Origin of the sequence: Propionispira raffinosivorans DSM 20765 (genome assembly GCF_000381065.1) — a bacterium.
Classification (GTDB): Bacteria; Bacillota; Negativicutes; order Selenomonadales; family Selenomonadaceae; genus Propionispira; species Propionispira raffinosivorans.
This window is the reverse complement of record NZ_KB905840.1, coordinates 210,378-234,536: the sequence shown is the minus strand read 5'-3', so window position 1 is coordinate 234,536 and position 24,159 is coordinate 210,378. Positions and strand designations below refer to the sequence as shown.

Sequence of the window (24,159 nt, the reverse complement as noted above, 5' to 3'; positions counted from 1 at the left end):
CAAGTCCCCCTTATTACATTACAGCAAAGTCATAAGCGGCATTATAATCCATGCATACAATAACGCTGCCGAAATCGTATCAACATCCGTTGCCGTCGCATTAACAAAACCTAATGTATTAAAAATTGTCACAAGCAAGGCTGGCAGCAGGGTAATAAAGAAACCGTGGGCAATCCCGCCGATAATCGCACCTCGTTTACCGCCAACAGCATTGCCGAAAATTCCCGCGGTACCGCCGGCAAAAAAGTTCGTGAGCATCCCCGGCAAGATCATCGCCAAACCAAAACTTGGCAAAACGAACATTGCAATGACCGTACCGATTGTTGTCGTCACAAACCCCACGATAACAGCATTCGGAGAGAAGGGGAAAAGTACCGGACAATCCAGTGCTGGAATAGCATCTGGAACAATTTTCATAGCAATGCCGCGAAAAGCCGGAACGATTTCTCCTAAGATTAAACGAACACCCGCGAGTAATACATAAACACCTACAACAAATTGAATGGCCTGTAAAAATGAATGTACCAAATAATTTGTATTTCCTGCAATCGGTTGACAAAATTCCTCACCAGCAAAAAAAGCTGTAATTATATAAAGCGGAACCATAATGACCATAACAGACAAATACGTATCCTGTAAAAATTCAAAAGCCTTCGGAAGGTTAATCTTTTCTACAGATTGTTCAGGGTTACCAACAAGTTTAGCAACACCCGCTTCAAATAAATATCCAATGGTGCAAAAATGACCTAAGGCAATATCATTATTACCAGTAATCTTACGAACAATTGGCTGTGCCATTGCAGGCATTGCTACAGCAAAGATCCCACCAACAACCCCACCAACAGCAACCAGCATAAAACCTCTAAGTCCAGCAAAATACCCAAATATCGTACACATCGTAGCCATCCATAAAATAGCCTGCCCCGTTAAAAATACATATTTCCATTTTGTGAAACGGGCAATAATAATATTGGCAACAAAAATAGCTAGAAACGTAAATGCAATGGGACTGCCCAAACCAAGTTCATTCATGGCCTGTCCATTAATTGCTTCAATGGAAGGAATAATTCCCTGCATATGGAATCCTTGTGTAAATATCTTACCAAAATAGATCAAACTAGCAACGATGATCGCTGAACCTGCGGACAACACCTGAAATCCCAGTAAAGTTTTAAATGTACCGGCGATTGTCTGCCCGATTGATTTTCTCTGCAATACGAGTCCAAGCAAGGCTATCAGTGCCAACGTAATGCCAGCCTGCGTCAAAATATTATTGATTATGAAATTGATAACACCCATAGAAAAAACCCCCTCTTTCTTCTTTTACATAATGCCTTTTTCTTTCAATATAGGTACCAGTTTTTCTTCGATTTCTTTTTTACCAACAATGTTCGTCAAATAAATAATGTTTGTTTCCGCTGGATTTATCGTAAAATTTTCAAACTGTGATTTGAAATTAGATGCTGTCAGAATAAGATCTGGATGCATTGATACTGCTGATGAAATATCACAATGATCTAAATCAGCTTCCACCCCTAATTTATTCAAAACATCTTCCACGCTCATCTGACAAGCAAAACTACTTCCAAGACCTGCCCCGCAAACCATTAAAATCTTTATTTTCTTTTTCATTTCAACACACTCCTATTTATTTTAATATTCAGCTGAATCGCATCCAATATATTTTTTGCTTGTATTTTCACAATTTTGCAACAATTATTATCAAACTGATTTTTCAACATATGCCTTGCTAATCGTCATTAACAAGGCTGTGCTCTTTACAAGTTAGTCACTTTTACTATTTTCTTCAATTTTTTCCAGTGTTTTTTTAAAATCCATTAAATTTTTTTGTGCCACAATTTCATTTACTTTCCAATTCTCATTAATTATATGAACGATAGAACGCATAATATCCAAATGAGCCTTCGAATCAATGGCGGCCAGGCAAAATATCAGTTTTACAGGATCATTTTCTTGATTTCCGAAAGCAATTGGTTCTTTTAACGTCATCACACTAAGCCCTAACTTTTGAACACCTTCTTCAGGTCTCGCATGGGCAAGTGCCACGCCTTTTCCGACAACGATATAAGCACCATATTGTTTAACCGCATCAACCATTGCCTCAATATAATTTTGCGTAATATATTTTTCTTTAAGTAGCGGCTGTGCCACTAAGCGGATGCTTTCTTGCCAATCTTTTGGACTCATATTTAGTAAAATATGACTATCCTGCATCACATCATGAATCATACCTAACACCCCAATATAAAGGATTTTTCGCTAACGCTTCGGCTGCGTCAGAAATATTTTTATGCCATTGATAAATTTTTCATAAGAATATCGAAATCCGGTTCTCGAATAAGATCATTGACTCCCATGTTCATTACAAAATAACGATAAATTTTTTTAAAAACAGGTTCCCATATATCATATTTTGTTTTCGATATACTGATCAGAAAAACAACTTGTACTTTCTCTGCATCCCAAACAATCTGATTTTCTAATATAGCAATTGCAATGGATGGCTGTTCCATATTATTTTCCAGTGCATGGGGAATTGCAATAAGCCCCCCCAGCTCTGTTGATGCCATACGTTCTCTGTCGAAAATAGATTTTTTTACCTTTTCATCGATATAACCCTCTCGAATCATTCTATTAGTCAGCTTATCCAAAACCTCAAATTTTGAATACGCTGCTAATTTCGGGAAAAATAAATCGCGTTTAAAAAAGTCATTATATCGTATAGTATTCCCGCCGTCGCTGTCGGTTGTAATCACCTGATTCAAAACCTCCAAATCTTCTTCTGTAAGAATTGGATCTACTTGAATCACTTTTGTCGAAATAATATTTTTAAGTGGTACTGTTGTAAATATATAATTTACAGTTTTAGCCAGTTCTTCGGTAATGGCATACGATGGACAGATCTTTACGATTTGAAGGTATCCGCCAAAGCGGCGCTGCAGCTTACTTTTTAATAGCATTGCCGTTGCCGCTCCGGCTCCACAAACCACAATAGCCGTTTTTTCTTTACAACTATTTCTTTCAAGCGCTGCACCAAAATGAACGGCCAAAAAACCAATTTCATTTTCATTCGTCTTGAGATTTTCTGCTTTTTCCATAACTTTACTGGCCGCAATAGCGATTTCAAAAGCTAATGGATAACTTTTTTTAACGGTCGCTAAAATATCATTTCGAATATTCATATTAAACTTCAAACGATTTACCGCTGCGCCTAAATGAATCGTAAGCCCTGATAATAACTCTTCATCTGCCGAAAAATCAATTCCAATATCACACTTGATCGTCGCTAAGATATTTTCAATAAGACCCTTATATTCACCCTTATCGGCATTACTTCCATCTTTCATGAATTTTTTGCTCGACATAAAATGCTTGGTAAGATAAAAAACTTCATCGCTAATATCCACACACATTTTTTCTGCTATTTCCTGCGTAATTTCATTCGCAACAACAAAATCAAGAGTCTTACTAAGTTCTTTCATCTCATCGCAACTATATTCAAGGGTATTTTTAATATCAGCCCTTTTTAAGACAATCACGATATGAACAATCAAGCCTCTAAAAGCAGTATCCGTTAAATAAATATTGTACTTTGAAATAACTTTGAGCAAAATATCCGTTACAGTTTCAACTTCTTCTATCGAAAAAACATTGGCATAAAATTTATTGTTTTCCAAATCTACCAAATCATCTTTATTGAAAATATATTCTGATATGCAATGACGGATCTGGGCCTCATCGCCCTCAATTCTTACACCATTTGATCGATCCGCAACAAGCTGCAGATTAAATCTAGCCAGACTTTTTTTGATATCTTTCCAGTAAGACTTCAGTGTTGATAAACTAATAAACAATTCGTCAGCAAGTTCCAGCTGATTGACAATTTTCTGATGAAGCGAGAAGGTCAGTAGTTTTGTAATGATAAAAAATATACGATCATTATGATCTGTTGGCACAATTTGATCCGTAACGTAATCCGCTTTTCTGAAATTGAGATGTTGTCCTTTAAACTCCTGATACTTTTTCGCATCCGTTATTTTTAATAAATATCCCAACCCAGTTTCAGATTGAATTACGGCCCCATAATTTTTCAAAAGTGAATTGACTTCTTTCATATCACTACGCACTGTTCTGGAACTTACACCTAATAAAAGCGCTAATTTACTACTATCCAATAATTTTTTACTTGCATCAAATATTTTGATTATTTTCAATATTCTCTTGTTGGATGTATTCATAATGTCTCTCCTTCTTGCTATGTTTGTATTATACAATTCCTTTTTCAGGTTTCCTAGGCATTGTATTTCCGCCCTTGCGGAAATACAATGCCTAAGTACCACGATTAGCTTAGCTATAAAAATTATGATTTCATGCTTATGCACCAGCATCTATCTCCTTATATATAAAATTCTAAAACAAAACGCTCTCTATGAAAAAGCAGCCATATTTCGACTGTTCCCTCAAAGAGAGCGTACTATCTATTAAAAATCTATCCATTTTTCCACCATGCAGCCATACCATTTCGCTTAGCTTACACAAGAATTTTATTTTATAAGCAGTGCGAGCTTTTCCATTGCGCCTGAATAATCAACTTGGCTAAAGTCACTTACATTCAACTCAATTAAATAGCCCAAACAAAAAGTATCATACCCTCGCGTCCGGCAACGATTCACAAATTCAGCACGAGTGACCAATGAATCTGCCTTATAACGATTTTTTAAAACATCACCCTTATGATAAGCACTCAAAATATGTCCCAAATGACGCTGATCATCCAAATCCCTTTTTTTCTGTCGTTCAAACAATATATCTAAATCGGCCAATAACCGTATTGTCACAACCTGATAACCATATTTTTCTATTCGTTCCTGCAATGCCGCCTTCTGTTTAATGCTAAAAGGATAATCCGAAATAATCGAAATATCAGCCTGCATGCATTCTTCCATTTTTTTATAATAATATTGCCAACTCATCGCAATATCATTTTGTTTTTCCGTTTCATTATCAAAACCATATTCATCCCAAAATTTTTCTTTAATTTCATCTGGTGATAAAACAAAAAACCGTTTTTCCAGCTTCAAAATCATACTACAAAAATAAGACTTTCCCGTTCCTGGATATCCCGCTAATAAAACTAAGGTCTTTTTCATTTCATGCTGCTCCTATTCTATAGCAAATAAATTTAAGAGCCACGTCATGAATACATCCATAAACAATATAACAAGTCACATTATATATTGTCAATAGTATTGGAATACAAACCAATCGACGCCCTAGCTGCATACAGTAAAAACCTCCAAAATGAATCTGGTAGAATTCATTTGGAGGTTTTACATATTTCATAATAGCCCCAATCACTTATTCAAATATATTTTCACAGTTGTCACTAGATCTAGTGATTTTTATTCAATTCCTCACAGGCTCTCACAATTCCTTTAATAATAAACATAACCGCCGTAGCCCCTGGATCTTGCTTGCCAATTGATTTTTCCGCATAATACGCTGCTCGTCCATGTACAGACTGCATTGCCTTTGTTTTTTCTACACCGATTTCAGCCGCTGCTAAAGCATCTTGCTGCCCTAATTTCATTGTCTTACCGGCAATAACTGCAAATTCTAAAGCTTCTACCGCTGGAAGCAAAGCATCCAGCATGGTTTTGTCTCCAGCCTTACTTTTCCCCCTCACCATAATTGCAGCTACTCCAGCTCTACCCATAGCTGCAAAATCCTGCAAAGTAAGTTCTGTCTTCCCTTTAGCTTTTGGTGCTGCTTTCACAAAGCAAGTTGAAATCAAAGTCCCCATCGTTGATGGAACGGTTGCATTCATTTTCATGCCAAGCTTCATAATTACTTTACCTAAATCTTCATCCTCGATATTATCTATTTCCTTATATACCACTTGAAATCCAGAACACATGGTGAGTCCTAAATCCCCATCCCCCATAGAACCATCCAATTCAATAAGAAATTGTTTTTCCTCTTCCATGACATCCATGATATGTTTTAAAATAATTTTTAATGCCGCTTTTGTTATTTTTTCCATAACAGTTTCCTCCATTAGCGAGATTGTTCAAAAAATGGTGAATAACATGGTTTGTCTATATATTTTTTCAATTCATTATCAAGTCTCAATAAGCTGACTGACATACCTGCCATTTCCAAGGAAGTCGCATATTCGCCTATATATTTACGATAAATTTTGATACCTTTTCCTTGTAAAATCTTATAAACCTGACGATAAGCAATATATAGTTCTTCTTTGGGAGTTCCACCTAATCCATTGATCAGCACAGACACTTCACTGCCATCATCAAATGACAAATCAGCAAGAATCTTATTCATTATTTCTGCAACAACTTCATCTATAGGCTTTAGCTTCGTACGATTAATTCCTGGTTCGCCATGAATTCCCATACCAATTTCCATTTCATCTTCACCAATACTGAACGTAGCTTTGCCAGCTTCAGGGACAATACATGGTGTAAGACCAACTCCCATCGTTCTCGTATTATCAACCGTCTTTTGTGCGACACGGGTTACTTCAGCTAAGGAAAGCATGTCTTCAGCGGCCGCACCAGCAATCTTATAAGCAAATAGCAAGCCTGCCACACCACGGCGTTTACTTTCTTTGCCGTTTGGTGCTGAAGCTACATCATCACACCCCAATACCTCGGTAACTTCAATATCTTCCATTTCCGCAAGGTCTGCCGCCATCCCAAAATTCATGATATCACCACCATAATTTCCATAGAGATGCAATACACCCGCACCAGCGTGAATAGCCTTATCGACCTCATGCATGACTTCCGCACTCGGTGAGGCAAATACATTTCCCACGCTCACCCCATCCGCCAAGCCCTTGCCTACATACCCTAAAAACAAAGGTAAATGACCCGATCCGCCTCCGGTTGCAATTGCCACCTTGCCTTGTTTTTTTTCATCAGCCCGCACCACACAATGGTGATTTTCATTCAACATTTTCAAACTCTCTGGATGAGCTAAAACAATCCCTTCTATGGTTTCTCGAGCGAAATCTTCCGCCCTATTAATGAGTTTTTTCATATTCCATACCTCCAATTTTATAAAAAATACTATATATACGGCATTAAACATTTTATATGGCAATCGCAGGACTGGGGTATAGGGTTGAGTGGCGTTACGTAGGAAGTAAACGATGCCCTATACCCCATTTCTGGCAGACTGATAGACTGAATGTAATTTCTTTAATGCGTTCTATAGAGTATGCTTATTTAGATAGTAATTGAATCTCTTTTGGGTATTCCCATTTCTGCAATTCCTCCAGTGGCACAGTATGAGGCTCTACCCCACCGGTCAACGTAAGTGTCCGATAATAAATTTCCGCCATTTCTTCTACATAATGGGCCTTTAACAAGGCTTCTTTTATATCCGCATCAACAGCAATTACGCCATGACTTTCCATTAAAACGACATCAGAAATCTGCAGCTGAGCAACCGTCCTTTCAGCCAATTCCGGCGTTCCCGGTCGACCATAATCAGCTACTGGAATATAGCCATTTTTACAGCCAAGGTTAGCAACTTCATATACAATCGCTGGAATGGGCTTCTTTAGGATGGAAAAGGATGTAGCAAATCTAGAATGTGTATGTGCCACTGCATTTACATCTTGTCGCATTTTATATGCGGCCAAATGCATAAGCGTTTCACTCGTCGGTCTAAGGCCAGTCTCTGCTTCAATGACCTTAGCATCCAGATCCACCACAACAATATCATGGTAGCTTAATTCCGCTCGGTCAACCCCTGTTGGTGTAATGCATACATACCCTGTTTTAGGATCACGCATACTAAAGTTGCCAGATCTATGTTTACACAACCCTGAACAGTCTGCTTCTAATGCATACTTTACAACTTCTTGTTTTAAATTATCTAACATCTGAATATCCTCCTAAATTATTTTTTATCATCCAACGTTTTATTAATAGCTGTCATACTTTTAAAATACCAAACAAATGCCAATGCTAGCACTATAATTACAGCAATTCCCGTTACTTCTCCATTAAATGCATGTGCCAAACCCCATCTAAGTTCAGGTGCTTCAAATGCAAGCCAACCAATAAATTGTCCAGATTGAACTTGCAGCGCATTGGTTGCTATCGCCATTTTTGTCATTACTGGAGCAAAACTGGTCGCAACTAATAGATAAATCGGTGTTGCCATAATCGAAATTAGGATCATTCTAAGTAAATTTCCGTTTCCTGCAATAAGTGCTGGCACTGTAACCGCCACATTAATAATGGAGGCCAGTGGAATCAAATTATTAAGTCCCATTTGACTCATGACAATCGCCAGTAGTAATTCGACTGGGACAATAATAATTGCGGCAACCCACACTTCTGATTGTCCAGCAATAAACGGCCAATCCAAACCAATATAAAATTCTCTTCCCTTAAATTTGTTTTTCATAAAAGTACTGGCAGCATCAGCGATAGGTGCCAACGCCTGCATAAATAACTTTGCAACCATCGGAAATAAAACCATTGCCGTAGCAACCTGAATAGCTGTTGTTGCAATACCTTTAAAATCATAACCGCCGATTCCAGCAATAAGTGCACCAACAAGCAACCCCATAACACTGTTTTCTCCAAAAATCCCCAACTTATCTTTTAGCCCTTTAGAATCTAAATTAATTTTATTAATTCCAGGAATAAAATCAAGAATACGATTAAAGGCACAAAGTACCGGTGTCTGCAAAAACATTGGATGGGTACAAGTGACACCTGGTATTTTAGTAAACTGATATAATTGTTTTTGTATCAAATCTCCATTTAAAAGTTCCAGAATAACTTGAATTCCTGCGGCAATAAAGCCAAAAATTAAACTACCGGAAACATACGTTACCATAGAAGCTATAAAAATTTTTCCCCATACATTCCATAAATCTACATTTAAACAATTTGTCCGATTCAAAGCAAGCATAATTAAGTTTATTGCAATCTGAAAAGGAAACATTAAGACAGCATAAGGCCAAGCCCATGCAATCGAAGCAATTGGTGCCCAGCCAACATCAATTGCGGTTAGCTGTATCCCCGTCATTTCAACTAATGCTTTCGCTGCTGGACTGATAGCATCAAACATAAAGCCTAAAACTACGTTCATACCTGTAAACGCAATCCCCAATGTCACACCCGCAGTTATAGCTTTTTTGACTTTCATACCCATGCATAGACCAAGAATAATCATAATTACTGGTAAAAAGATTGCGGCTCCGAGCCCTAATATATAATTCAATATAGCATCCATGATTTTAAGGCACCTCACTTTTTTATCTATAAATTTTAAATATATGTTATAATCAAAATGTGTTTATATTTGATCCAGTATATTTTAGGATCATCCCTCTCTTTTCGAGAGGGCTCTTTTTTTATAATTCAATAAAACTCTTTAATTTTTCCCATTCATCATCCATACCAATCCCTGTCAAAAACGGAATTCCACTAACGGTTGGTTTATCAAAAATATTTGCTTCATTAGAAACAATGGAAACATATATATCACATTGATCAATAATGTTTTCCAATGATTTAATATCTACTGCTTCAATGGCGACATCCAGCCCTTCATCCTCACACATACTACTAATTTTAGATGCCACCGTCTGTGATGTAGCAACCCCGGAACCACAAGCCACATAAATTCTTTTCATTTTACGTACACTCCTTTTTAATCAATTTAAAACTGCATTTAATTTTTCTATTAATCGTTTTTTATCGACAGTATTATACACCTCCAGTAATTTTTCTTTTTGCGAAAAAATAGACATTAGTTTACTTAGCGCATCCAAATGATTTTTGGGATCTTGTACTGCCAACATAAAAATAAGACTTGCCTCCACATCTTTTCCACTATTCCCCATTTCTTTAAACATAACCGGCTGAGCCAGTTTAGCCACCAATATTGCCTCTTTATAAACATGCTTTGGTGCTGCATGGGGCATCGCCAATTTTACCCCAGGCGTATTCAACCCAGTAGGGAATTCTTTTTCCCTAGCAAGAATAGCTTGTATATAGCTGTCCTTAACATATCCCTGCTGGTGTAAAATTATAGCTAATTCTTTAAGTAGTGTTTCTGCATTGTCTGCTTGATAATTCAGCAAAACAAGCTCTTCATGTAAAAGTGATGCCATCATCTAAAACCTCCTTTTTTTATAAAACTTTTAAATAAACCTCACATGACACTTAATATAATTGCAAATTCCGTGCCAATCTAGTGCATACACCTTTATCCCATATAATTCGTTTGAATTTTCTGTTTTTATGCACTAAACTATTTTATTTGAAAACTGCATAATTTTTACCGGATTTTTTTGGTAATTTCACTAAATAGTATGCAGTATCTGAAAATAATATTTGAAATTTTCTGTTCTTTATATTAAGTTAAAATAAATAATACAAAATTTTATTATAAGGAGCCTGTTTTATGAAAAGTTCTGATTTAGTTCTTGATTTTATCGAAAAAAACTGTTCTTATACAATGCTGCTTCAATCTCTACAAGATAACAAAACGCTGGGAATTCAAGCCGAGGATATTCAGCAAGCACTCGGTATCGTCCGTAACAATGCCAGTACTATATTGAACCAGCTGCACAAAAAAGGACAGCTCATCAAAATCAACAGCCGCCCCGTTACATTCATCACCAAGAAAAATTTTCAGATTTTTTGCCAAGACCATTCTCCTAAAAACAAAGAAACCTATACATTAAATGAACTCATTACCATTTTGCAGGCAAACTCTTCCAATGATGATCCTTTTAGTCATCTTTTAGGTAACAATGGAAGTCTAGCCAATCAAATTAGCCAAGCAAAAGCTGCCATCGTTTATCCACCAAATGGTTTACATACGCTACTCCTTGGAGCCAGTGGTGTTGGTAAAACTACATTTGCGGCTGCCATGCATGCCTATGGTCTGCATATACATAAAAAAAAATCAGACGAATTCCCGTTTATTACATTCAACTGTGCTGATTATTTCAATAATCCCCAGTTATTACTCTCTCAACTGTTCGGGCATACCAAAAACGCTTTTACGGGAGCCAACCAAGATAAGGTCGGTCTAGTGGAAAAAGCAAATAATGGCATCCTCTTTCTCGACGAAATCCATCGCTTACCACCTGATGGTCAAGAAATGTTATTTTATCTAATGGATAAAGGTGAATACAATCGTTTAGGTGAAAGTTCTTCCAGGCGCAAAGCGAATCTTTTAATTATTGCCGCTACAACCGAAAATCCAGATAATACGTTGCTGACAACTTTCAAACGTCGTATCCCTGTTACAATAAATCTTCCGACATTCAATCAAAAACCGATCTTCGAACGCATTGAAATTGTCGATCATTTTTTTAAGTATGAATCCATAAACTTAAACCGCTCGATAACGCTAGCACCAGAAGTTTTAAAAGCTCTCGCTATTTACACGTTCAAGACTGGCAATATTGGACAATTGCGCTCCGAAATCAAGTTGCTTTGCGCGAATGCATTTCTGCAATATCTACAGGATAATCAAACAATCTATATCGATTTTTCTTTACTAAACAAGGATATCAAAGAAGGTATGTTCCATTTAGAAAAATTGGACAGCGAAACAAAACATTATCTTAGCATGTTCTCGGAAAACATCGTGATCTCCCCGGATAAAGAAAAAAATGATTATCCGTTTGAGCTGCTTAACAATGATATTTATGATCAAATGTCAACGAAACTAACAGATTTACGTCACCAAGGACTTAATAATGATACAATTCACGAAGTATTAAAAAAAGATGTCGACGAATATTTTAGCTGCATTTTAAAAAATATTCACACAACGCAGTCCAATATACAAACTCTTTATAAAGTTATTCCGCAAGAAATTGTTGATACTGCGGTCAAACTTGTCGAGTTTGCTGAGCATCAACTAGCGACAAAGTTTAAAGATAAATTTATTTTCGGTCTTTGTTTTCATATTCATGCCTTATTAAAGCGATTGAATACCAATCCAATTATGCCAACACCACAGTTATCCAAAGTTCAAGTCGAACATCTCAAAGAATTCCAAGTATCACAAGCCATCATAAAAAAACTCGAAAAAACATTTCATACTTTGATTCCAGCCTATGAACAGGGCTTTTTAGCCTTACTCCTATCCCAAAACAAACTTGATGCAGTGGTCAAAAACTATATTGGTATTATTATTATCTGCCACGGTAACTCGACAGCCTCAAGCATGGCGGCTGTTGCCAATGCATTATTGAATACAGCCTGGTTAAAAGCTATCGATATGCCATTATCCGCTACTATTGACGAAACCTTCAAAAAATTCCGTAGTATGGCCATTTCTGTTCATCGTGGCCGAGGCATACTTCTGTTAGTTGATATGGGATCACTCGTTGATTTTGGCAAACGCCTTACAAAAGAAACGGGTATACAGGTCAGCGTAGTAGAATCAATTTCTACCCCGCTAGCGCTTGAATTATTACGCAAAGTATTATACAAAACAGATGAATTAGATGACATTTACAACTCTATCCTAAGCAATAACTTTCTGCCTGTTACTACCAATCGGAAACTTGCTATCCTTTCTGTTTGTATAACCGGTGAAGGAGCCAGTAAAATGGTAAAAGATATTCTAGAAAATACCCTGCAAAAAAAGTATCGTCAAATTTTTGATATCATCGTCACAAATTATCTTGATGTCAAAAAAGATTATTCTAAACTACAAGCAACACATAATTTCATTGCTGCCATAGGCAATATCGACCCAGAACTTGATATCCCCTATTTTCCTATTGGTCAACTTATGGAAGAATCTGGTCGAAAAAAATTCTGGACCTTGCTCAATGCGAGTTTACCAGCATCACCGCAAGAAGAATTAACCCTATTTAAAATCAACGATGTTTACGATAAAGCGTGCTTGCTATTAGAAAAATATGTAAAGTATATCAACCCCAAAGTTGCAATCAAACACATAAAAACCTTCATCAACGACATACAGTATTCCTCAAAAAATGATGAACAACTGTTGGATTTCACTGTTCATCTTGGTTGTATGCTCGATCGTTGTATTCACAGAGATGCCATTTATTTTGAAAATATTCGCCAATTCAAACAAGACCACCTTGTCATTTTCCCAATCATTCGTAAGGCTATAACTTCGCTAGAAAAAAGCTATGATATACAAATTAATGACGATGAAGTCTGTTATATTATAAAATTAATAGAAGTTCATGCATAATTAATTATTCAACTGAATACAAATATAAAATAGCTCGCTGCTGAAAAACTCCAATCAAAAAGCTCTGCAAAATTTTGCAGAGCTTTTTGATTGGAATACCACCTAGTCATTGAGCCTAAAGTTATTAACAGAGTCCGCATCAATATTTAAACTTGTTGCGGCAATTTGTTCTTTTGCTTGTAATAATAATGCAGTCGCCAAATTTATTTTTTCTTCATTCGCTCTAAAGCTCGGAATACTTATGCTAATCGCCGCAAACGTTTTTCCGCTTGAAATCAAAGGAACGGCAAAGCAGCATAAAAATTCCGTCACTTCTTCAAACTCTTTTGCTATCTGCGTTTTACGAATGGTTTTTAGTTGATCTTCTAATACAGCAAAATCGGTTACTGTCTTTTTCGTAACGGCTTTTAATCCAGCTGGATAAAGCTCTTTTATTTTTTCAATTTCATATTCGCTCAATAAAGCCTTTCCCAGTGCAGTACAATAAGCCGGTATTCGCGTTCCAATATGTGAAACCAACCGAAATCCACTTTCTTTTACGGGGTCTTCACGTAATATATAGACTACATTATTTTCATCTAATATACCCATTTGGCAAGTTTCATTTATTTGAGAAACAATATTCACCATGATTTTTTTTATAAAATCTAATATATATTTATTTTTTGAATAAGACAACCCTACCGAAAAAGCCGCAATACCAATTTTATATTTTAGCGAACTTTTGTCAAGCGAAACAAACTTACGAATTAACATCGTTTGCATAATAGGGTATAGTGTGCTTTTCGGTACAGCACTTGCTTCCGAAAGTTCCGTCAATGTTAATCCTTTTGGTGTAACTGATAAAAACTTTAAAATATCCAGTACTCTCTCCGTAGGTTTATGTGCCATATGGACCTCCATTTATTTACTTGTATACCTTAAAAATAAGGCTAAGCAATAGATACATTTATCGACATATTTCTTATATAAACTAAATCGCAATTAATTTTATTGTAACACAGAAAAACAATTCCCTATATATTTTTGTTCAAATCTAAATTGTTAATCAGAATTTACGAATTAATCAGAATTCTCTTGACATTCCGCTAGAATATAGTAATATTTAATTAACGTTTCGTATAAACAAATAAGATTTGTATATACGAATAATATGAGTATTCATATTTTCAAATAACGATTGAATTGGAGGAATTATTATGTCAATGAAAACAATTTACGGAGAAGAATCTGCAACTTTATATGATATTCCGACTCATGCAAACGGTCCACGTGGTTCACTACCATTAACCCCATCATTATTAAAAAATTCACCAAGTGGGAATATATTCGGTATGACTTTAAATGCAGGAATGGGCTGGAATCCAGATAAGCTTCTCGGTGATGATATTCTACTGCTGAGCACACAAGGTGGAATTCGCGACAATGATGGTACACCTATTGCGGTAGGTTTACATACTGGTCACTTTGAATTAGGTTTGCAAATGCGCGCGGCGGCCGCAGAAATAAAAAAGTCCGGTGGTGTACCTCATGCTGCCTATGTGACAGATCCATGTGACGGTCGCAGTCAAGGTACAACTGGAATGTTTGATTCCCTACCTTATCGCAATGATGCGGCAATTGTATTTCGCCGTTTAATTCGGTCCTTGCCAACACGGCAAGCCGTAATTGGGGTAGCAGCATGCGACAAAGGTCTGCCTGCTATGATGATGGCACTGGCAGCTATGCATGATCTACCAACAATTATTGTGCCTGGCGGTTCCACTTTACAGCCAAATGAAGGTGAAGATGCCGGAACCATCCAAACAATTGGCGCCAGATTTTCAAATAATGAAATATCCCTAGAAGATGCATCCCGTCTAGGCTGTAAAGCCTGTGCTTCTGCCGGTGGAGGCTGTCAATTTTTTGGAACAGCTGGAACCTCTCAAGTCATTGCCGAAGCCTTAGGACTAGCATTAACCCACTCTGCATTAGCACCTTCTGGTCAGCCAATATGGGAAGAACTCGCCAAACAATCAGCCAGAGCTGCTTTAGAAATGGCACACCAGAAAATAACAACAAAAGACATTCTCACCGATAAAGCAATCGAAAATGCTATGGTGATTCATGCAGCTTTTGGTGGATCAACAAATTTGCTGCTTCATCTTCCGGCCATTGCCCATGCGGCAAACTGCAAAATTCCAACCGTCACTGATTGGGCAAAAATTAATAAAAAAGTCCCTCGTTTAGTGAGTGTTATGCCAATTGGTCCCGTTAATCATCCTACAGTCTCCGTATTTTTAGCCGGAGGTGTTCCAGAAGTTATGCTTCATTTAAGAAAGCTCGGTCTTTTGCATGAGGATGTTCTGACGGTTACAGGCGAAACCCTTGGCGCAAATCTTGATTGGTGGGAAAAATCCACAAGACGCGCCCAGTGCAAAAAGCACCTGTTTGAAATTGATCATATTGCTGATGATGAAGTTATTATGAGCCCCAGCCAAGCAAAAGTAAGAGGGCTAACCTCAACTGTTACATTCCCCATAGGCAATATTGCGCCCGAAGGTTCTGTCGTAAAATCAACCGCGATTGATCCATCCGTTATCGATACGGACGGGGTATTCCGGCATACAGGCAAAGCCAAAGTTTTCACATCTGAAAAGAATGCAATTCAAGCGATTAAAACCGGGGGACAAATTCAAGCAGGAGATATTATGATTGTAAGTGGTGTAGGTCCGATGGGAACGGGAATGGAAGAAACGTATCAATTAACCTCTGCACTAAAAAAATTATCTTTTGGCAAACATGTTTCCCTCATTACCGATGCACGTTTTTCCGGTGTTTCAACAGGAGCCTGCTTTGGTCATGTTGGTCCGGAAGCATTGATCGGTGGTCCAATTGGAAAATTACAAAATAACGACATTATTGAAATTATCATTGATACCAACCGACTTGAAGGTTCCATTAACTTTATCGGAACGGAGAATAATCCTCTTTCTTATGAAGCTGCAGCCGATGTTTTAGCCGCACGTAAAATCCACGCTGGGCTGCAACCCGACCCTGATCTTCCCGATGATACAAGATTATGGGCAGCACTTCAATCGGTAAGTGGCGGTACCTGGCGGGGTAGTATCTATGATGTAGATAAAATCATTGAAGTTCTTGCTGCCGGATCAAAAGCATTAGCTGATAAAAAATAAAAATATGCAATAACAGGAGGATTATTATGCCATTATTTATTGTAGCACTGGGTGTAGTACTCTTAATCGTATTAATCTCTGTCTTTAAAATGAATACCTTTGTTTCTCTTTTGATTATCTCTTTCATTGCCTCTTTAGCCTTAGGTGTACCAATGGAAAAAACAGTTTTGACAATTGAATCTGGGATTGGCGGAACACTTGGTCATATTGCTTTAATCTTTGGGCTAGGCGCTATGTTGGGCAAGTTAATTGCTGACTCGGGCGGAGCAAAACGAATTGCCCTGACTTTAATTCATAAATTTGGTGAAAAACGAATTCAATGGGCTGTTGTAGTTTCCTCATTTATTGTTGGTGTCGCAATGTTCTTCGAAGTAGGTTTAGTTTTATTAATCCCTATCGTTTTTTCAATTGAAAAAGAATTAAAAGTTTCACCATTATATTTAGGTATTCCCATGCTTTCTGCTTTATTAGCAACACATGCATTCCTCCCACCGCACCCAGGACCGACTGTCATTGCTGGCGAATATGGTGCAGATATTGGAACTGTTTTATTATATGGTATTATCGTTGCCATACCATCTGTGATTTTAGCAGGTCCAATATTTACGAAATTCGCCAAAAAAATTGTACCAAATGCTTTTACGAAAGACTGTAATATTTCGTCATTGGGTGAACAAAAAGTTTTAAAGTTAGAAGAAACGCCTGCCTTTGGCATCAGTTTGTTAACGGCAATATTCCCTGTCATTTTAATGTTACTTGCAACAATACTTTCAATCATAAAAAACACAGCCGGAATGCCCGACAGTTTCTTTTTTAAAGTGGTAAATCTTATCGGAAACCCTTCCACTGCCATGCTTATATCTTTACTCCTTGCATTTTACACAATGGGAATTCGCAGGAACATTCCTATAAAACAAGTAATGGCGGCTTGTTCATCCTCAATCGCTTCCATTGGAATGATGCTTTTAATTATCGGTGGCGGCGGGGCTTTCAAACAAGTCCTTATTGCTGGCGGCGTTGGTGATTATATCGCTCTATTATTTCAAGGAAGCTCCATGTCACCCATTTTGCTTGCTTGGATTGTTGCCGCAATTTTGCGTGTATCGTTAGGGTCAGCAACAGTAGCTGCTCTTTCTACCGCCGGCTTAGTTATTCCCATGCTAGCTGCTTCCCATGTCAACTTGGCATTAGTAACGCTAGCCACGGGTGCTGGCAGTGCGATAGCTTCGCATGTAAACGATGCCGGATTTTGGATGGTAAAAGAATATTTCGGGTTGAGTCTAAAAGAAACATTTGCCACCTGGACGTTGCTATCAACAATTGTATCCGTATCTGGTTTGCTATTTATTTTACTATTGAGCTTATTTGTTTAATACACCTACAAAATTTAAGGAGGGCTACTTATGTTTAAAGGTATTTATACACCAAGTATTACGATTTTACACGAAGATGGAACATTCAATTTTCCGGCTATGGAAAAACATATCAATAATCTAATTAAAAATGGAATTAATGGAATTTTGTTTTTCGGCAGTCTCGGTGAATTTTTTGCTTTTTCCTTGGACGAAAAAAAACAAATGATTGATTTTGCCATAAAAGCAGTGAATAAACGAGTATCTGTTATGATTGGCGTCGGTGGAACTATAATGGAGGATGTAATTGAGCTGACCCAGTATGCTAAAACTGCTGGTGCTGATGCCGCCGTTGCTGTATCGCCTTATTATTTTGGACCGACAGATACGGCTGCTGAAATTTATTTTGGTACAATTGCCGAAAAAGTCGACATTCCTATTATGTTATACAACTTTCCTGCCAGAACAGGCAATGATTTAACCCCCGATTTAGTATACAAATTAGCCATGAAATACCCAAATATTGTAGGCATTAAAGATACGGTTGATAATATCAGCCATACCAGAAAATTAATTCAAAAAATAAAACCCGAACGTCCTGATTTTTCAATTTTGTCTGGATTCGACGAATATTACTTGGTGAACCGAATATCAGGTGGTGATGGTGTTTTATGCGGATTAACAAATGTTGACCCATCATTATTTACCACATTGCATACGGCTTATGAAAATAAAGATTTTATTACAACTCAAACATGTGCCCAGAAAGTATCTACCCTTATGAAACTCTACGATACAACCGATTTATTTATCACTGGAATCAAAGCTGCTGTGAAAGCAAACGGGCTTGAAATGTCTGCGTATACAAAGGGTCCCGCCGTCCAGGTAACAAATACACAATATCAAAACATTAAAAACATCCTTACCGAAGCTCATAAACAGCAATAATAAAACCGATATGAATACAACATATTTTAGTGATAACAAAAACTAGCAAAAAAGCTCTGCAAAATTTTGCAGAGCTTTTTTGTATAGAGATTTCTGGAGCTATTTTTAAGCCAAATTACTTTGACGATCTTCTTGATTTTTTTCTTTTACTTTCATAATCTTATAGATCACACCAAGCACCATAAACCATACCGGCGTTACAAAGAGAGCTACCCTTGTTTCTTCATTGAATGCCAATACTACAAGCACAAAAGCAAAAAAAGCTAAAATAATATAGTTGATAACGGGATAGAGCGGCATTTTGAATTTACTTTTAGCCGCAAGAGCTGGATTATTTTTACGATATTTCAAATGGCAGATAACAATCATTGCCCATATAAAAATAAAGCAAAAGGTTGATATACTCGTAATGAGGACAAATACACCTTCCGGCATAATATAGTTCAAAATAACAGAAATCAAAATAACAATAGCGGAAAAAATTGTTGCATTCGCCGGCACATGATTCACGGTTAAATTTTTCATGGCTGCTGGTGCATTATTTTCTTTGGCCAGCGAATAAACCATCCGGCTCGTGCTGAAAATACCGCTATTACAAGCCGATGCCGCGGATGTCAGTACAACAAAATTTACAATCGTTGCGGCAGCGCCAATTCCGACTGCAGCAAAGACTTGGACAAACGGGCTTTTATCCGGACTGATTGAATTCCATGGATAAATACTCATAATAACAAAAAGGGCACCAATATAGAAAAGAATAATACGAATTGGAATGTTGTTAATCGCTTGTGGAATAACATGTTCTGGATTTTCCGTTTCACCAGCTGTTAAACCTACTAACTCAATACCTGTAAACGCAAATACAACCATTTGAAACGAAAGGACAAAACCACCCGCCCCATTTGGAAACCAACCGCCATGCGTCCAAAGATTTGTAAAGCTCGATACACCAACATCAGTAGAAAATACTTTAAAAACCATAATAAGGCCGATTGCAATGAGAGACACAATCGCTATAACCTTAATCAAGGCAAACCAAAATTCCATTTCACCAAACAATTTTACGGCAGTAAGGTTCATGAGCAGTAAAATGATCAAAATGATCAAACTTGGTACCCATTGCGCGATATCAGGAAACCAATATTGTATATAAAGCCCCGCCGCCGTTACATCAGCCATTGCCAGGGAAATCCAGCAAAACCAATAAGTCCAGCCCGTAATGAATGCCGCCCCATTTCCCAGATATTCACGAACAAAATCGACAAAAGAACGATATTGTAAATTAGAGAGCAACAATTCGCCCAAGGCACGCATGACAAAAAAACAAATTACCCCGGTTATCATATACGCAAATAAAATAGATGGACCTGCCAAATGAATGGACCTGCCTGAACCTAGAAATAATCCCGTACCAATGGCACCGCCAATCGCCAATAATTGTACATGACGATTTTTTAATCCTCTCGATAAATTTTCATTTTCTGCCATATATAGATTCCACCTTTCGAAATATTACCATTTTAGAATTTTATAACTACAGCTACCCATAAAACTTTTCTAATTCCGTTATAAATTTACAGCTAAACTACTCACATACTTCCCTCCATACATGAATGGAGACCTCTCGCAAAAATACAGAAAGAGGCCAAACATATAAATTTGGCCTCAAAAAATACAACAATTAATTTGCTCTGTCCTTTTACCTGAGAGATTCACTGATTTATTAAAATCAGCTTGCTCCTTCGGTGCTCTATTGAGGCTCTCCAGAGTTTCGTCCAATAACGGTCCTTTTGCCTGAAAGCATAACATCTTCGGCGGATTCTAAAATCGCTCTCCCATTATCTTCATACGAAATTCAATATTCAATTTGTGATATACTCACATACTTTATCATCCGTTTTAAGAAATGTCAACTTCAAACAGCTACCTGTGCCTTTTCTTTAGGGGATAAATACACGAAACCACCACCTAAGATTGTGGATTTATACCATAGTAATAAATCAATCGTTTTCAATTCACCACTATCAAATACTTTTACAAAAGCAGCACTGCCATTTTCTTCATAAGAAATGGCGACAACCGTTACCCAATGCCATGAATCGAGATTTTCGACTTTCCCATTCGATAAATTCAAAAATGCGACTGGCATATCCTTGCTCAATGCAACCTCAATAAAGTGAAAGAGTTGCTTGATAGGCGGTCTCGAAGCAGGCACCGCCGCCACCTCAAATCGCGAAAAATCAAAATTCAAACCCTTGGCATCGATATAATCTGCCATCAATTCACAAAAAAGCTTGCTCGACGAGATACCTCGCACCGTCGGTGTTACATACTGCCAGCTTTCTTCCATACGCTTCAGCCAATTTTCTTTTGGCATTCTATCCCTATCCAGATTCGTCAAATAAAACATAATATTGCAAGCCACGGATGGTCCACAGCCAGAAGCGCGCTGCCACTGTGTTTTATACCAATCTTGGTCGCAGCCATAATAAGACATTTTACTGGATTCATCTATAACCACTAGCGAATCTGGATTTAAAATCGATTTTGTAATCATATATTACACCACCTTTTTTCTCTATAAATTGCATTTAATATTCTATATGACAATCGTGTATTTACAAATCCCGCTCAATTTTATATTCCTTATAACCACCTGAAAGATTATATACTTTGGAAAATCCCAGGTTAATTAATACATTTTGCGCTGCATTCCCCGTTACACCTTTATTACAATGAACGACTATAGCCTGCTCTTTGTCAAACTGTCCTGCTTGGTTTTGAATATCCGCTAATGGTATATTGATAGCACCATCAATATGACCTTTAGCAAAGTCTTTATTACTTCTCACATCAATGACGGTATAAGACTCCCGATCGTTCATAAGCGTCTTGCTTGTAATGATTTTTCGACCACGCTGCAAAGCATTATCTAGTATCATGCCCGTATAAAGTACCGGATCTTTGGTCGTAGCAAACGGTGGCGCATATGCCAGATCAAGATGTGCCAAATCACCGACTTTTGCACCAAATGTAATAGCCGTCACAAACACATCCAGTCGTTTATCTACACCTTGTTTACCGATAATTTGCACACCCAGCAGTTTTTGTGTTTTCCTATTGGCGACTGCCTTAATGATTAGTTCTGAACTTCCGGCAAAATACTCTGTCTGATTTGGCTTTATATTATGAATAACTTCTACATCATAGCCGGCTTTTTTAGCGGCTGTTTCTGTATAGCCTGTTTGGCCACAGCTTAAATTAAAAACTTGTACAATACCAGTACCTAATACGCCACGAAACGTCAAATCGCCACTGGTAATAACATCACCAGCAATCCGGCCCATTTTGTTTGCCGTTGACCCCATTGGTCGATAACACGGTCTGCCATCAATCAGTAAATAACTTTCCGCACAATCTCCCACCGCATAAATACCTGAAATTGAAGTTTCCATTCGTGCATCAACCGCAATGGCTCCCGTAACACCCAGTTTTATACCCGCTTTTTGAGCAAGTTCTACCGCTGGTTTGACGCCAACGGAAAGGATCACTAAATCTGCTGGCAGCACGCGGCCACGATCCGTCCGCACTGTTTTAGTCAAGGCATCAATCACCTGCACTCTTTCTTCGGTAAATACCTGAACCTGATGTTCCTGCAATTCCTGTTTTATGCGAATCGACATTTCATCATCATAAGACGGCATAACTTTTGGCAGCGCTTCAACAACCGTAACATTCATACCTTTTCGACTCAAGTTTTCAGCGATTTCAAGTCCGATGAAACCACTACCAACAACTACCGCGGTCTTTGGCTCTTTATCTTGGATATATGTTTTGATTTTATCGGCACTCACAATATTTCGCAAATAAAATACATGATCAGCATCTTTACCCTCAATCGGCGGAGATACAACATTTGCCCCTGTTGCTAAAACCAAAACATCATATTGATCTGAAAAAACTGTACCCGTCTGCAAATTTTTAATCTGCAATGTTTGATCTTGTACATCTAAGCTCAAAACTTCATGCCCCGTAAAAATATCAATTGCAAAGCGTTTTTTAAACCAAAGTGGATCTCGGGGACTTAGCTGACCTCTTTCAATATAGTCTTCACCAATATAATAAGGCAGGCCACAAACGGAATATGAAATGTCTTGGTCTTTTTCATAAATGACAAGCTCAGCATCTAAATTATTGCGGCGCGCTTTCGCCGCAACTGATGTTCCTGCCGCCACAGACCCTATAATAATAATCCTCATTTTAATATCACTCCCTCATATACTAAAGTGCTTTTGTTTGACTTCATAACGATCACAAAAATCGGCTTTACCCATCCGCCATTTTTCCTGATTTTCTAAATCCTGCTGATAGAGACGCAAGTTTCGTAAAGTATCATAAATCAAATGATCAATAAATTTTAAATCTGTCGTTTTTAGCAAAGAATAATATGCCCACTGTGCATATTTTCGATCGGTGATCAATCCCGCATTTTTCAAATAAATTAAATGACGCGAAGCCTTCGCCTGTGAAATCTGTAAAGTTTCCATCACGTCGCAAACGCAAAGTTCTTGTTCATATAATAAATTCAAAATTCGCAGTCGCGTTTCATCCGATAATGCTTTTAAAACATCTACTAAATTTTCCATCCGCACACCTCATTGTAGTATAAGCGTATAATCGCTTATACGATTATACGCTTATACTACAATATTTATCATCACAAAGTCAACAAAAAACATCCAAAACAACAGAGAATCTTACCGATTCACTAAAATAGAAAACGAAGCAGTAGAAAAATATCATAAAATGAACTATAATAATACTAATAAATTTTTAATTATTATTAAATAAGAATAATTATGAAAGAGGATACGCTATGAATTTTAACAAAAATCAACTAGAAGAAAGTCATCAATTTGAAATGATCATTGCCAAATATATCAACCACTTCATTCGAGCCCTGCATGTTCTATTTAGCATCGCACTCATGATCACAGTTATACTCACACTTGTCATTTTTGCCACTGATATCTATAATATTTTTTTCAATGGCAATTTAGCTACAGGTACCATCCATGCATTGGGTTCACTTTTAGTTTTATGGACATTATCTGAACTCTTGCATTCCGAGGTTCGCTCTCTTATGGGAGAACGAATACAAGTTTCCATTTTTATTGAAGTTGCCATCGCGGCATTTGTTCGTAAATTACTGGTCATCAGCACGGAAGGCGTACCTTTGATGGACGCCAGTGTGTACTTAGTCAGCCTGTTAGTACTTGGTATCGTCTATTGGATTTTGCACACGCCAAATTCAATGAAAAATCCACTTAAAACTCCTGCCAATTAAAGAACAATGTATATAATAAACGCTCTGTAATTGAAACATTTACAGAGCGTTTATTTTCATGAAGAATAAT

21 protein-coding genes and 2 riboswitches are annotated in these 24,159 nt (G+C 37.4%); of the genes, 5 read left to right on the top strand and 16 right to left on the bottom strand.

What is annotated here, in order from left to right:
- Positions 1-18: 18 nt before the first annotated feature.
- From F606_RS0102710 to F606_RS0102655, 11 genes are all read right to left on the bottom strand, one after another.
- Positions 19-1,299: a PTS sugar transporter subunit IIC gene (locus F606_RS0102710; protein WP_019552329.1), complete on the bottom strand. Its 1,281-nt coding sequence runs from the start codon at positions 1,297-1,299 to the stop codon at positions 19-21.
- 24 nt (positions 1,300-1,323) lie between these two features.
- Positions 1,324-1,632: a PTS sugar transporter subunit IIB gene (locus F606_RS0102705; RefSeq protein WP_019552328.1), complete on the bottom strand. Its 309-nt coding sequence runs from the start codon at positions 1,630-1,632 to the stop codon at positions 1,324-1,326.
- Positions 1,633-1,785: 153 nt separating this feature from the next.
- Positions 1,786-2,250, bottom strand: a complete 465-nt coding sequence (locus tag F606_RS0102695) for a PTS sugar transporter subunit IIA (RefSeq protein WP_019552326.1) — start codon at positions 2,248-2,250, stop codon at positions 1,786-1,788.
- 59 nt (positions 2,251-2,309) lie between these two features.
- Complete coding sequence (locus tag F606_RS0102690) at positions 2,310-4,259, bottom strand: BglG family transcription antiterminator (protein ID WP_019552325.1); 1,950 nt, start codon at positions 4,257-4,259, stop codon at positions 2,310-2,312.
- Between the two features lie 306 nt (positions 4,260-4,565).
- The gene (locus tag F606_RS0102685) at positions 4,566-5,171 is read right to left on the bottom strand and encodes a P-loop nucleotide/nucleoside kinase family protein (protein WP_019552324.1); all 606 of its coding nucleotides are present in this window, start codon (positions 5,169-5,171) and stop codon (positions 4,566-4,568) included.
- 242 nt (positions 5,172-5,413) lie between these two features.
- A complete protein-coding gene (dhaL, locus tag F606_RS0102680; RefSeq protein ID WP_019552323.1) occupies positions 5,414-6,064 on the bottom strand; it encodes a dihydroxyacetone kinase subunit DhaL in 651 nt (216 codons plus the stop codon).
- A gap of 14 nt (positions 6,065-6,078) precedes the next feature.
- Positions 6,079-7,083 (bottom strand): dihydroxyacetone kinase subunit DhaK, encoded by a 1,005-nt coding sequence (locus tag F606_RS0102675; protein ID WP_019552322.1) that lies wholly within the window; start codon positions 7,081-7,083, stop codon positions 6,079-6,081.
- 184 nt (positions 7,084-7,267) lie between these two features.
- Positions 7,268-7,933, bottom strand: a complete 666-nt coding sequence (locus tag F606_RS0102670) for a class II aldolase/adducin family protein (protein WP_019552321.1) — start codon at positions 7,931-7,933, stop codon at positions 7,268-7,270.
- 17 nt (positions 7,934-7,950) lie between these two features.
- The gene (locus F606_RS0102665; RefSeq protein WP_019552320.1) at positions 7,951-9,300 is read right to left on the bottom strand and encodes a PTS galactitol transporter subunit IIC; all 1,350 of its coding nucleotides are present in this window, start codon (positions 9,298-9,300) and stop codon (positions 7,951-7,953) included.
- Positions 9,301-9,421: 121 nt separating this feature from the next.
- Positions 9,422-9,703 carry a PTS sugar transporter subunit IIB gene (locus F606_RS0102660; protein WP_019552319.1) on the bottom strand — a complete coding sequence of 94 codons (282 nt, stop codon included), beginning with the start codon at positions 9,701-9,703 and terminating at the stop codon, positions 9,422-9,424.
- 21 nt (positions 9,704-9,724) lie between these two features.
- Complete coding sequence (locus F606_RS0102655; protein WP_019552318.1) at positions 9,725-10,186, bottom strand: PTS sugar transporter subunit IIA; 462 nt, start codon at positions 10,184-10,186, stop codon at positions 9,725-9,727.
- Positions 10,187-10,476: 290 nt separating this feature from the next.
- Here F606_RS0102655 and F606_RS0102650 point away from each other — a divergent pair, with 290 nt between their 5' ends.
- Complete coding sequence (locus F606_RS0102650) at positions 10,477-13,266, top strand: sigma-54-dependent transcriptional regulator (protein ID WP_019552317.1); 2,790 nt, start codon at positions 10,477-10,479, stop codon at positions 13,264-13,266.
- 102 nt (positions 13,267-13,368) lie between these two features.
- Here the strand turns inward: F606_RS0102650 and F606_RS0102645 are convergent, their stop codons facing one another.
- Positions 13,369-14,157 carry an IclR family transcriptional regulator gene (locus tag F606_RS0102645; RefSeq protein ID WP_019552316.1) on the bottom strand — a complete coding sequence of 263 codons (789 nt, stop codon included), beginning with the start codon at positions 14,155-14,157 and terminating at the stop codon, positions 13,369-13,371.
- A gap of 308 nt (positions 14,158-14,465) precedes the next feature.
- On the opposite strand from F606_RS0102645, the gene F606_RS0102640 reads away from it, so the two are divergent.
- Genes F606_RS0102640 through F606_RS0102630 form a run of 3 tightly spaced genes read left to right on the top strand, consistent with a single transcriptional unit; the run spans position 14,466 to position 18,742 of the window.
- The gene (locus tag F606_RS0102640) at positions 14,466-16,442 is read left to right on the top strand and encodes a YjhG/YagF family D-xylonate dehydratase (protein ID WP_019552315.1); all 1,977 of its coding nucleotides are present in this window, start codon (positions 14,466-14,468) and stop codon (positions 16,440-16,442) included.
- Positions 16,443-16,468: 26 nt separating this feature from the next.
- The gene (locus F606_RS0102635) at positions 16,469-17,815 is read left to right on the top strand and encodes a gluconate:H+ symporter (RefSeq protein ID WP_019552314.1); all 1,347 of its coding nucleotides are present in this window, start codon (positions 16,469-16,471) and stop codon (positions 17,813-17,815) included.
- Positions 17,816-17,845: 30 nt separating this feature from the next.
- Positions 17,846-18,742 carry a dihydrodipicolinate synthase family protein gene (locus tag F606_RS0102630; RefSeq protein ID WP_019552313.1) on the top strand — a complete coding sequence of 299 codons (897 nt, stop codon included), beginning with the start codon at positions 17,846-17,848 and terminating at the stop codon, positions 18,740-18,742.
- A gap of 105 nt (positions 18,743-18,847) precedes the next feature.
- Here the strand turns inward: F606_RS0102630 and F606_RS0102625 are convergent, their stop codons facing one another.
- The 4 genes from F606_RS0102625 to F606_RS0102610 all read right to left on the bottom strand — a co-directional run bounded on the left by F606_RS0102625 (position 18,848) and on the right by F606_RS0102610 (position 23,388).
- The gene (locus F606_RS0102625; protein ID WP_019552312.1) at positions 18,848-20,230 is read right to left on the bottom strand and encodes an amino acid permease; all 1,383 of its coding nucleotides are present in this window, start codon (positions 20,228-20,230) and stop codon (positions 18,848-18,850) included.
- 201 nt (positions 20,231-20,431) lie between these two features.
- A riboswitch (glycine riboswitch) is annotated at positions 20,432-20,511 on the bottom strand.
- Between the two features lie 3 nt (positions 20,512-20,514).
- Positions 20,515-20,590, bottom strand: a riboswitch (glycine riboswitch).
- Positions 20,591-20,657: 67 nt separating this feature from the next.
- Entirely contained in the window at positions 20,658-21,299 is a 642-nt protein-coding gene (locus F606_RS0102620) for a hypothetical protein (protein WP_019552311.1), read from the bottom strand.
- 61 nt (positions 21,300-21,360) lie between these two features.
- A complete protein-coding gene (locus F606_RS0102615; RefSeq protein WP_019552310.1) occupies positions 21,361-23,001 on the bottom strand; it encodes an FAD-dependent oxidoreductase in 1,641 nt (546 codons plus the stop codon).
- A 15-nt stretch (positions 23,002-23,016) separates the two neighbouring features.
- Positions 23,017-23,388, bottom strand: a complete 372-nt coding sequence (locus F606_RS0102610; protein ID WP_019552309.1) for an ArsR/SmtB family transcription factor — start codon at positions 23,386-23,388, stop codon at positions 23,017-23,019.
- A 230-nt stretch (positions 23,389-23,618) separates the two neighbouring features.
- Between F606_RS0102610 and F606_RS20385 the strand changes: the two genes are divergently transcribed.
- The gene (locus F606_RS20385; protein ID WP_019552308.1) at positions 23,619-24,089 is read left to right on the top strand and encodes a phosphate-starvation-inducible PsiE family protein; all 471 of its coding nucleotides are present in this window, start codon (positions 23,619-23,621) and stop codon (positions 24,087-24,089) included.
- Positions 24,090-24,159 lie beyond the last annotated feature (70 nt).

Coding starts and splice junctions, on each gene's coding strand:
- F606_RS0102710 (WP_019552329.1), bottom strand. CDS start 1,299: ATGGGTGTTATCAATTTCATAATCAATAATATTTTGACGCAGGCTGGC.
- F606_RS0102705 (WP_019552328.1), bottom strand. CDS start 1,632: ATGAAAAAGAAAATAAAGATTTTAATGGTTTGCGGGGCAGGTCTTGGA.
- F606_RS0102695 (WP_019552326.1), bottom strand. CDS start 2,250: ATGATTCATGATGTGATGCAGGATAGTCATATTTTACTAAATATGAGT.
- F606_RS0102690 (WP_019552325.1), bottom strand. CDS start 4,259: ATGAATACATCCAACAAGAGAATATTGAAAATAATCAAAATATTTGAT.
- F606_RS0102685 (WP_019552324.1), bottom strand. CDS start 5,171: ATGAAAAAGACCTTAGTTTTATTAGCGGGATATCCAGGAACGGGAAAG.
- dhaL (WP_019552323.1), bottom strand. CDS start 6,064: ATGGAAAAAATAACAAAAGCGGCATTAAAAATTATTTTAAAACATATC.
- F606_RS0102675 (WP_019552322.1), bottom strand. CDS start 7,083: ATGAAAAAACTCATTAATAGGGCGGAAGATTTCGCTCGAGAAACCATA.
- F606_RS0102670 (WP_019552321.1), bottom strand. CDS start 7,933: ATGTTAGATAATTTAAAACAAGAAGTTGTAAAGTATGCATTAGAAGCA.
- F606_RS0102665 (WP_019552320.1), bottom strand. CDS start 9,300: ATGGATGCTATATTGAATTATATATTAGGGCTCGGAGCCGCAATCTTT.
- F606_RS0102660 (WP_019552319.1), bottom strand. CDS start 9,703: ATGAAAAGAATTTATGTGGCTTGTGGTTCCGGGGTTGCTACATCACAG.
- F606_RS0102655 (WP_019552318.1), bottom strand. CDS start 10,186: ATGATGGCATCACTTTTACATGAAGAGCTTGTTTTGCTGAATTATCAA.
- F606_RS0102650 (WP_019552317.1), top strand. CDS start 10,477: ATGAAAAGTTCTGATTTAGTTCTTGATTTTATCGAAAAAAACTGTTCT.
- F606_RS0102645 (WP_019552316.1), bottom strand. CDS start 14,157: ATGGCACATAAACCTACGGAGAGAGTACTGGATATTTTAAAGTTTTTA.
- F606_RS0102640 (WP_019552315.1), top strand. CDS start 14,466: ATGTCAATGAAAACAATTTACGGAGAAGAATCTGCAACTTTATATGAT.
- F606_RS0102635 (WP_019552314.1), top strand. CDS start 16,469: ATGCCATTATTTATTGTAGCACTGGGTGTAGTACTCTTAATCGTATTA.
- F606_RS0102630 (WP_019552313.1), top strand. CDS start 17,846: ATGTTTAAAGGTATTTATACACCAAGTATTACGATTTTACACGAAGAT.
- F606_RS0102625 (WP_019552312.1), bottom strand. CDS start 20,230: ATGGCAGAAAATGAAAATTTATCGAGAGGATTAAAAAATCGTCATGTA.
- F606_RS0102620 (WP_019552311.1), bottom strand. CDS start 21,299: ATGATTACAAAATCGATTTTAAATCCAGATTCGCTAGTGGTTATAGAT.
- F606_RS0102615 (WP_019552310.1), bottom strand. CDS start 23,001: ATGAGGATTATTATTATAGGGTCTGTGGCGGCAGGAACATCAGTTGCG.
- F606_RS0102610 (WP_019552309.1), bottom strand. CDS start 23,388: ATGGAAAATTTAGTAGATGTTTTAAAAGCATTATCGGATGAAACGCGA.
- F606_RS20385 (WP_019552308.1), top strand. CDS start 23,619: ATGAATTTTAACAAAAATCAACTAGAAGAAAGTCATCAATTTGAAATG.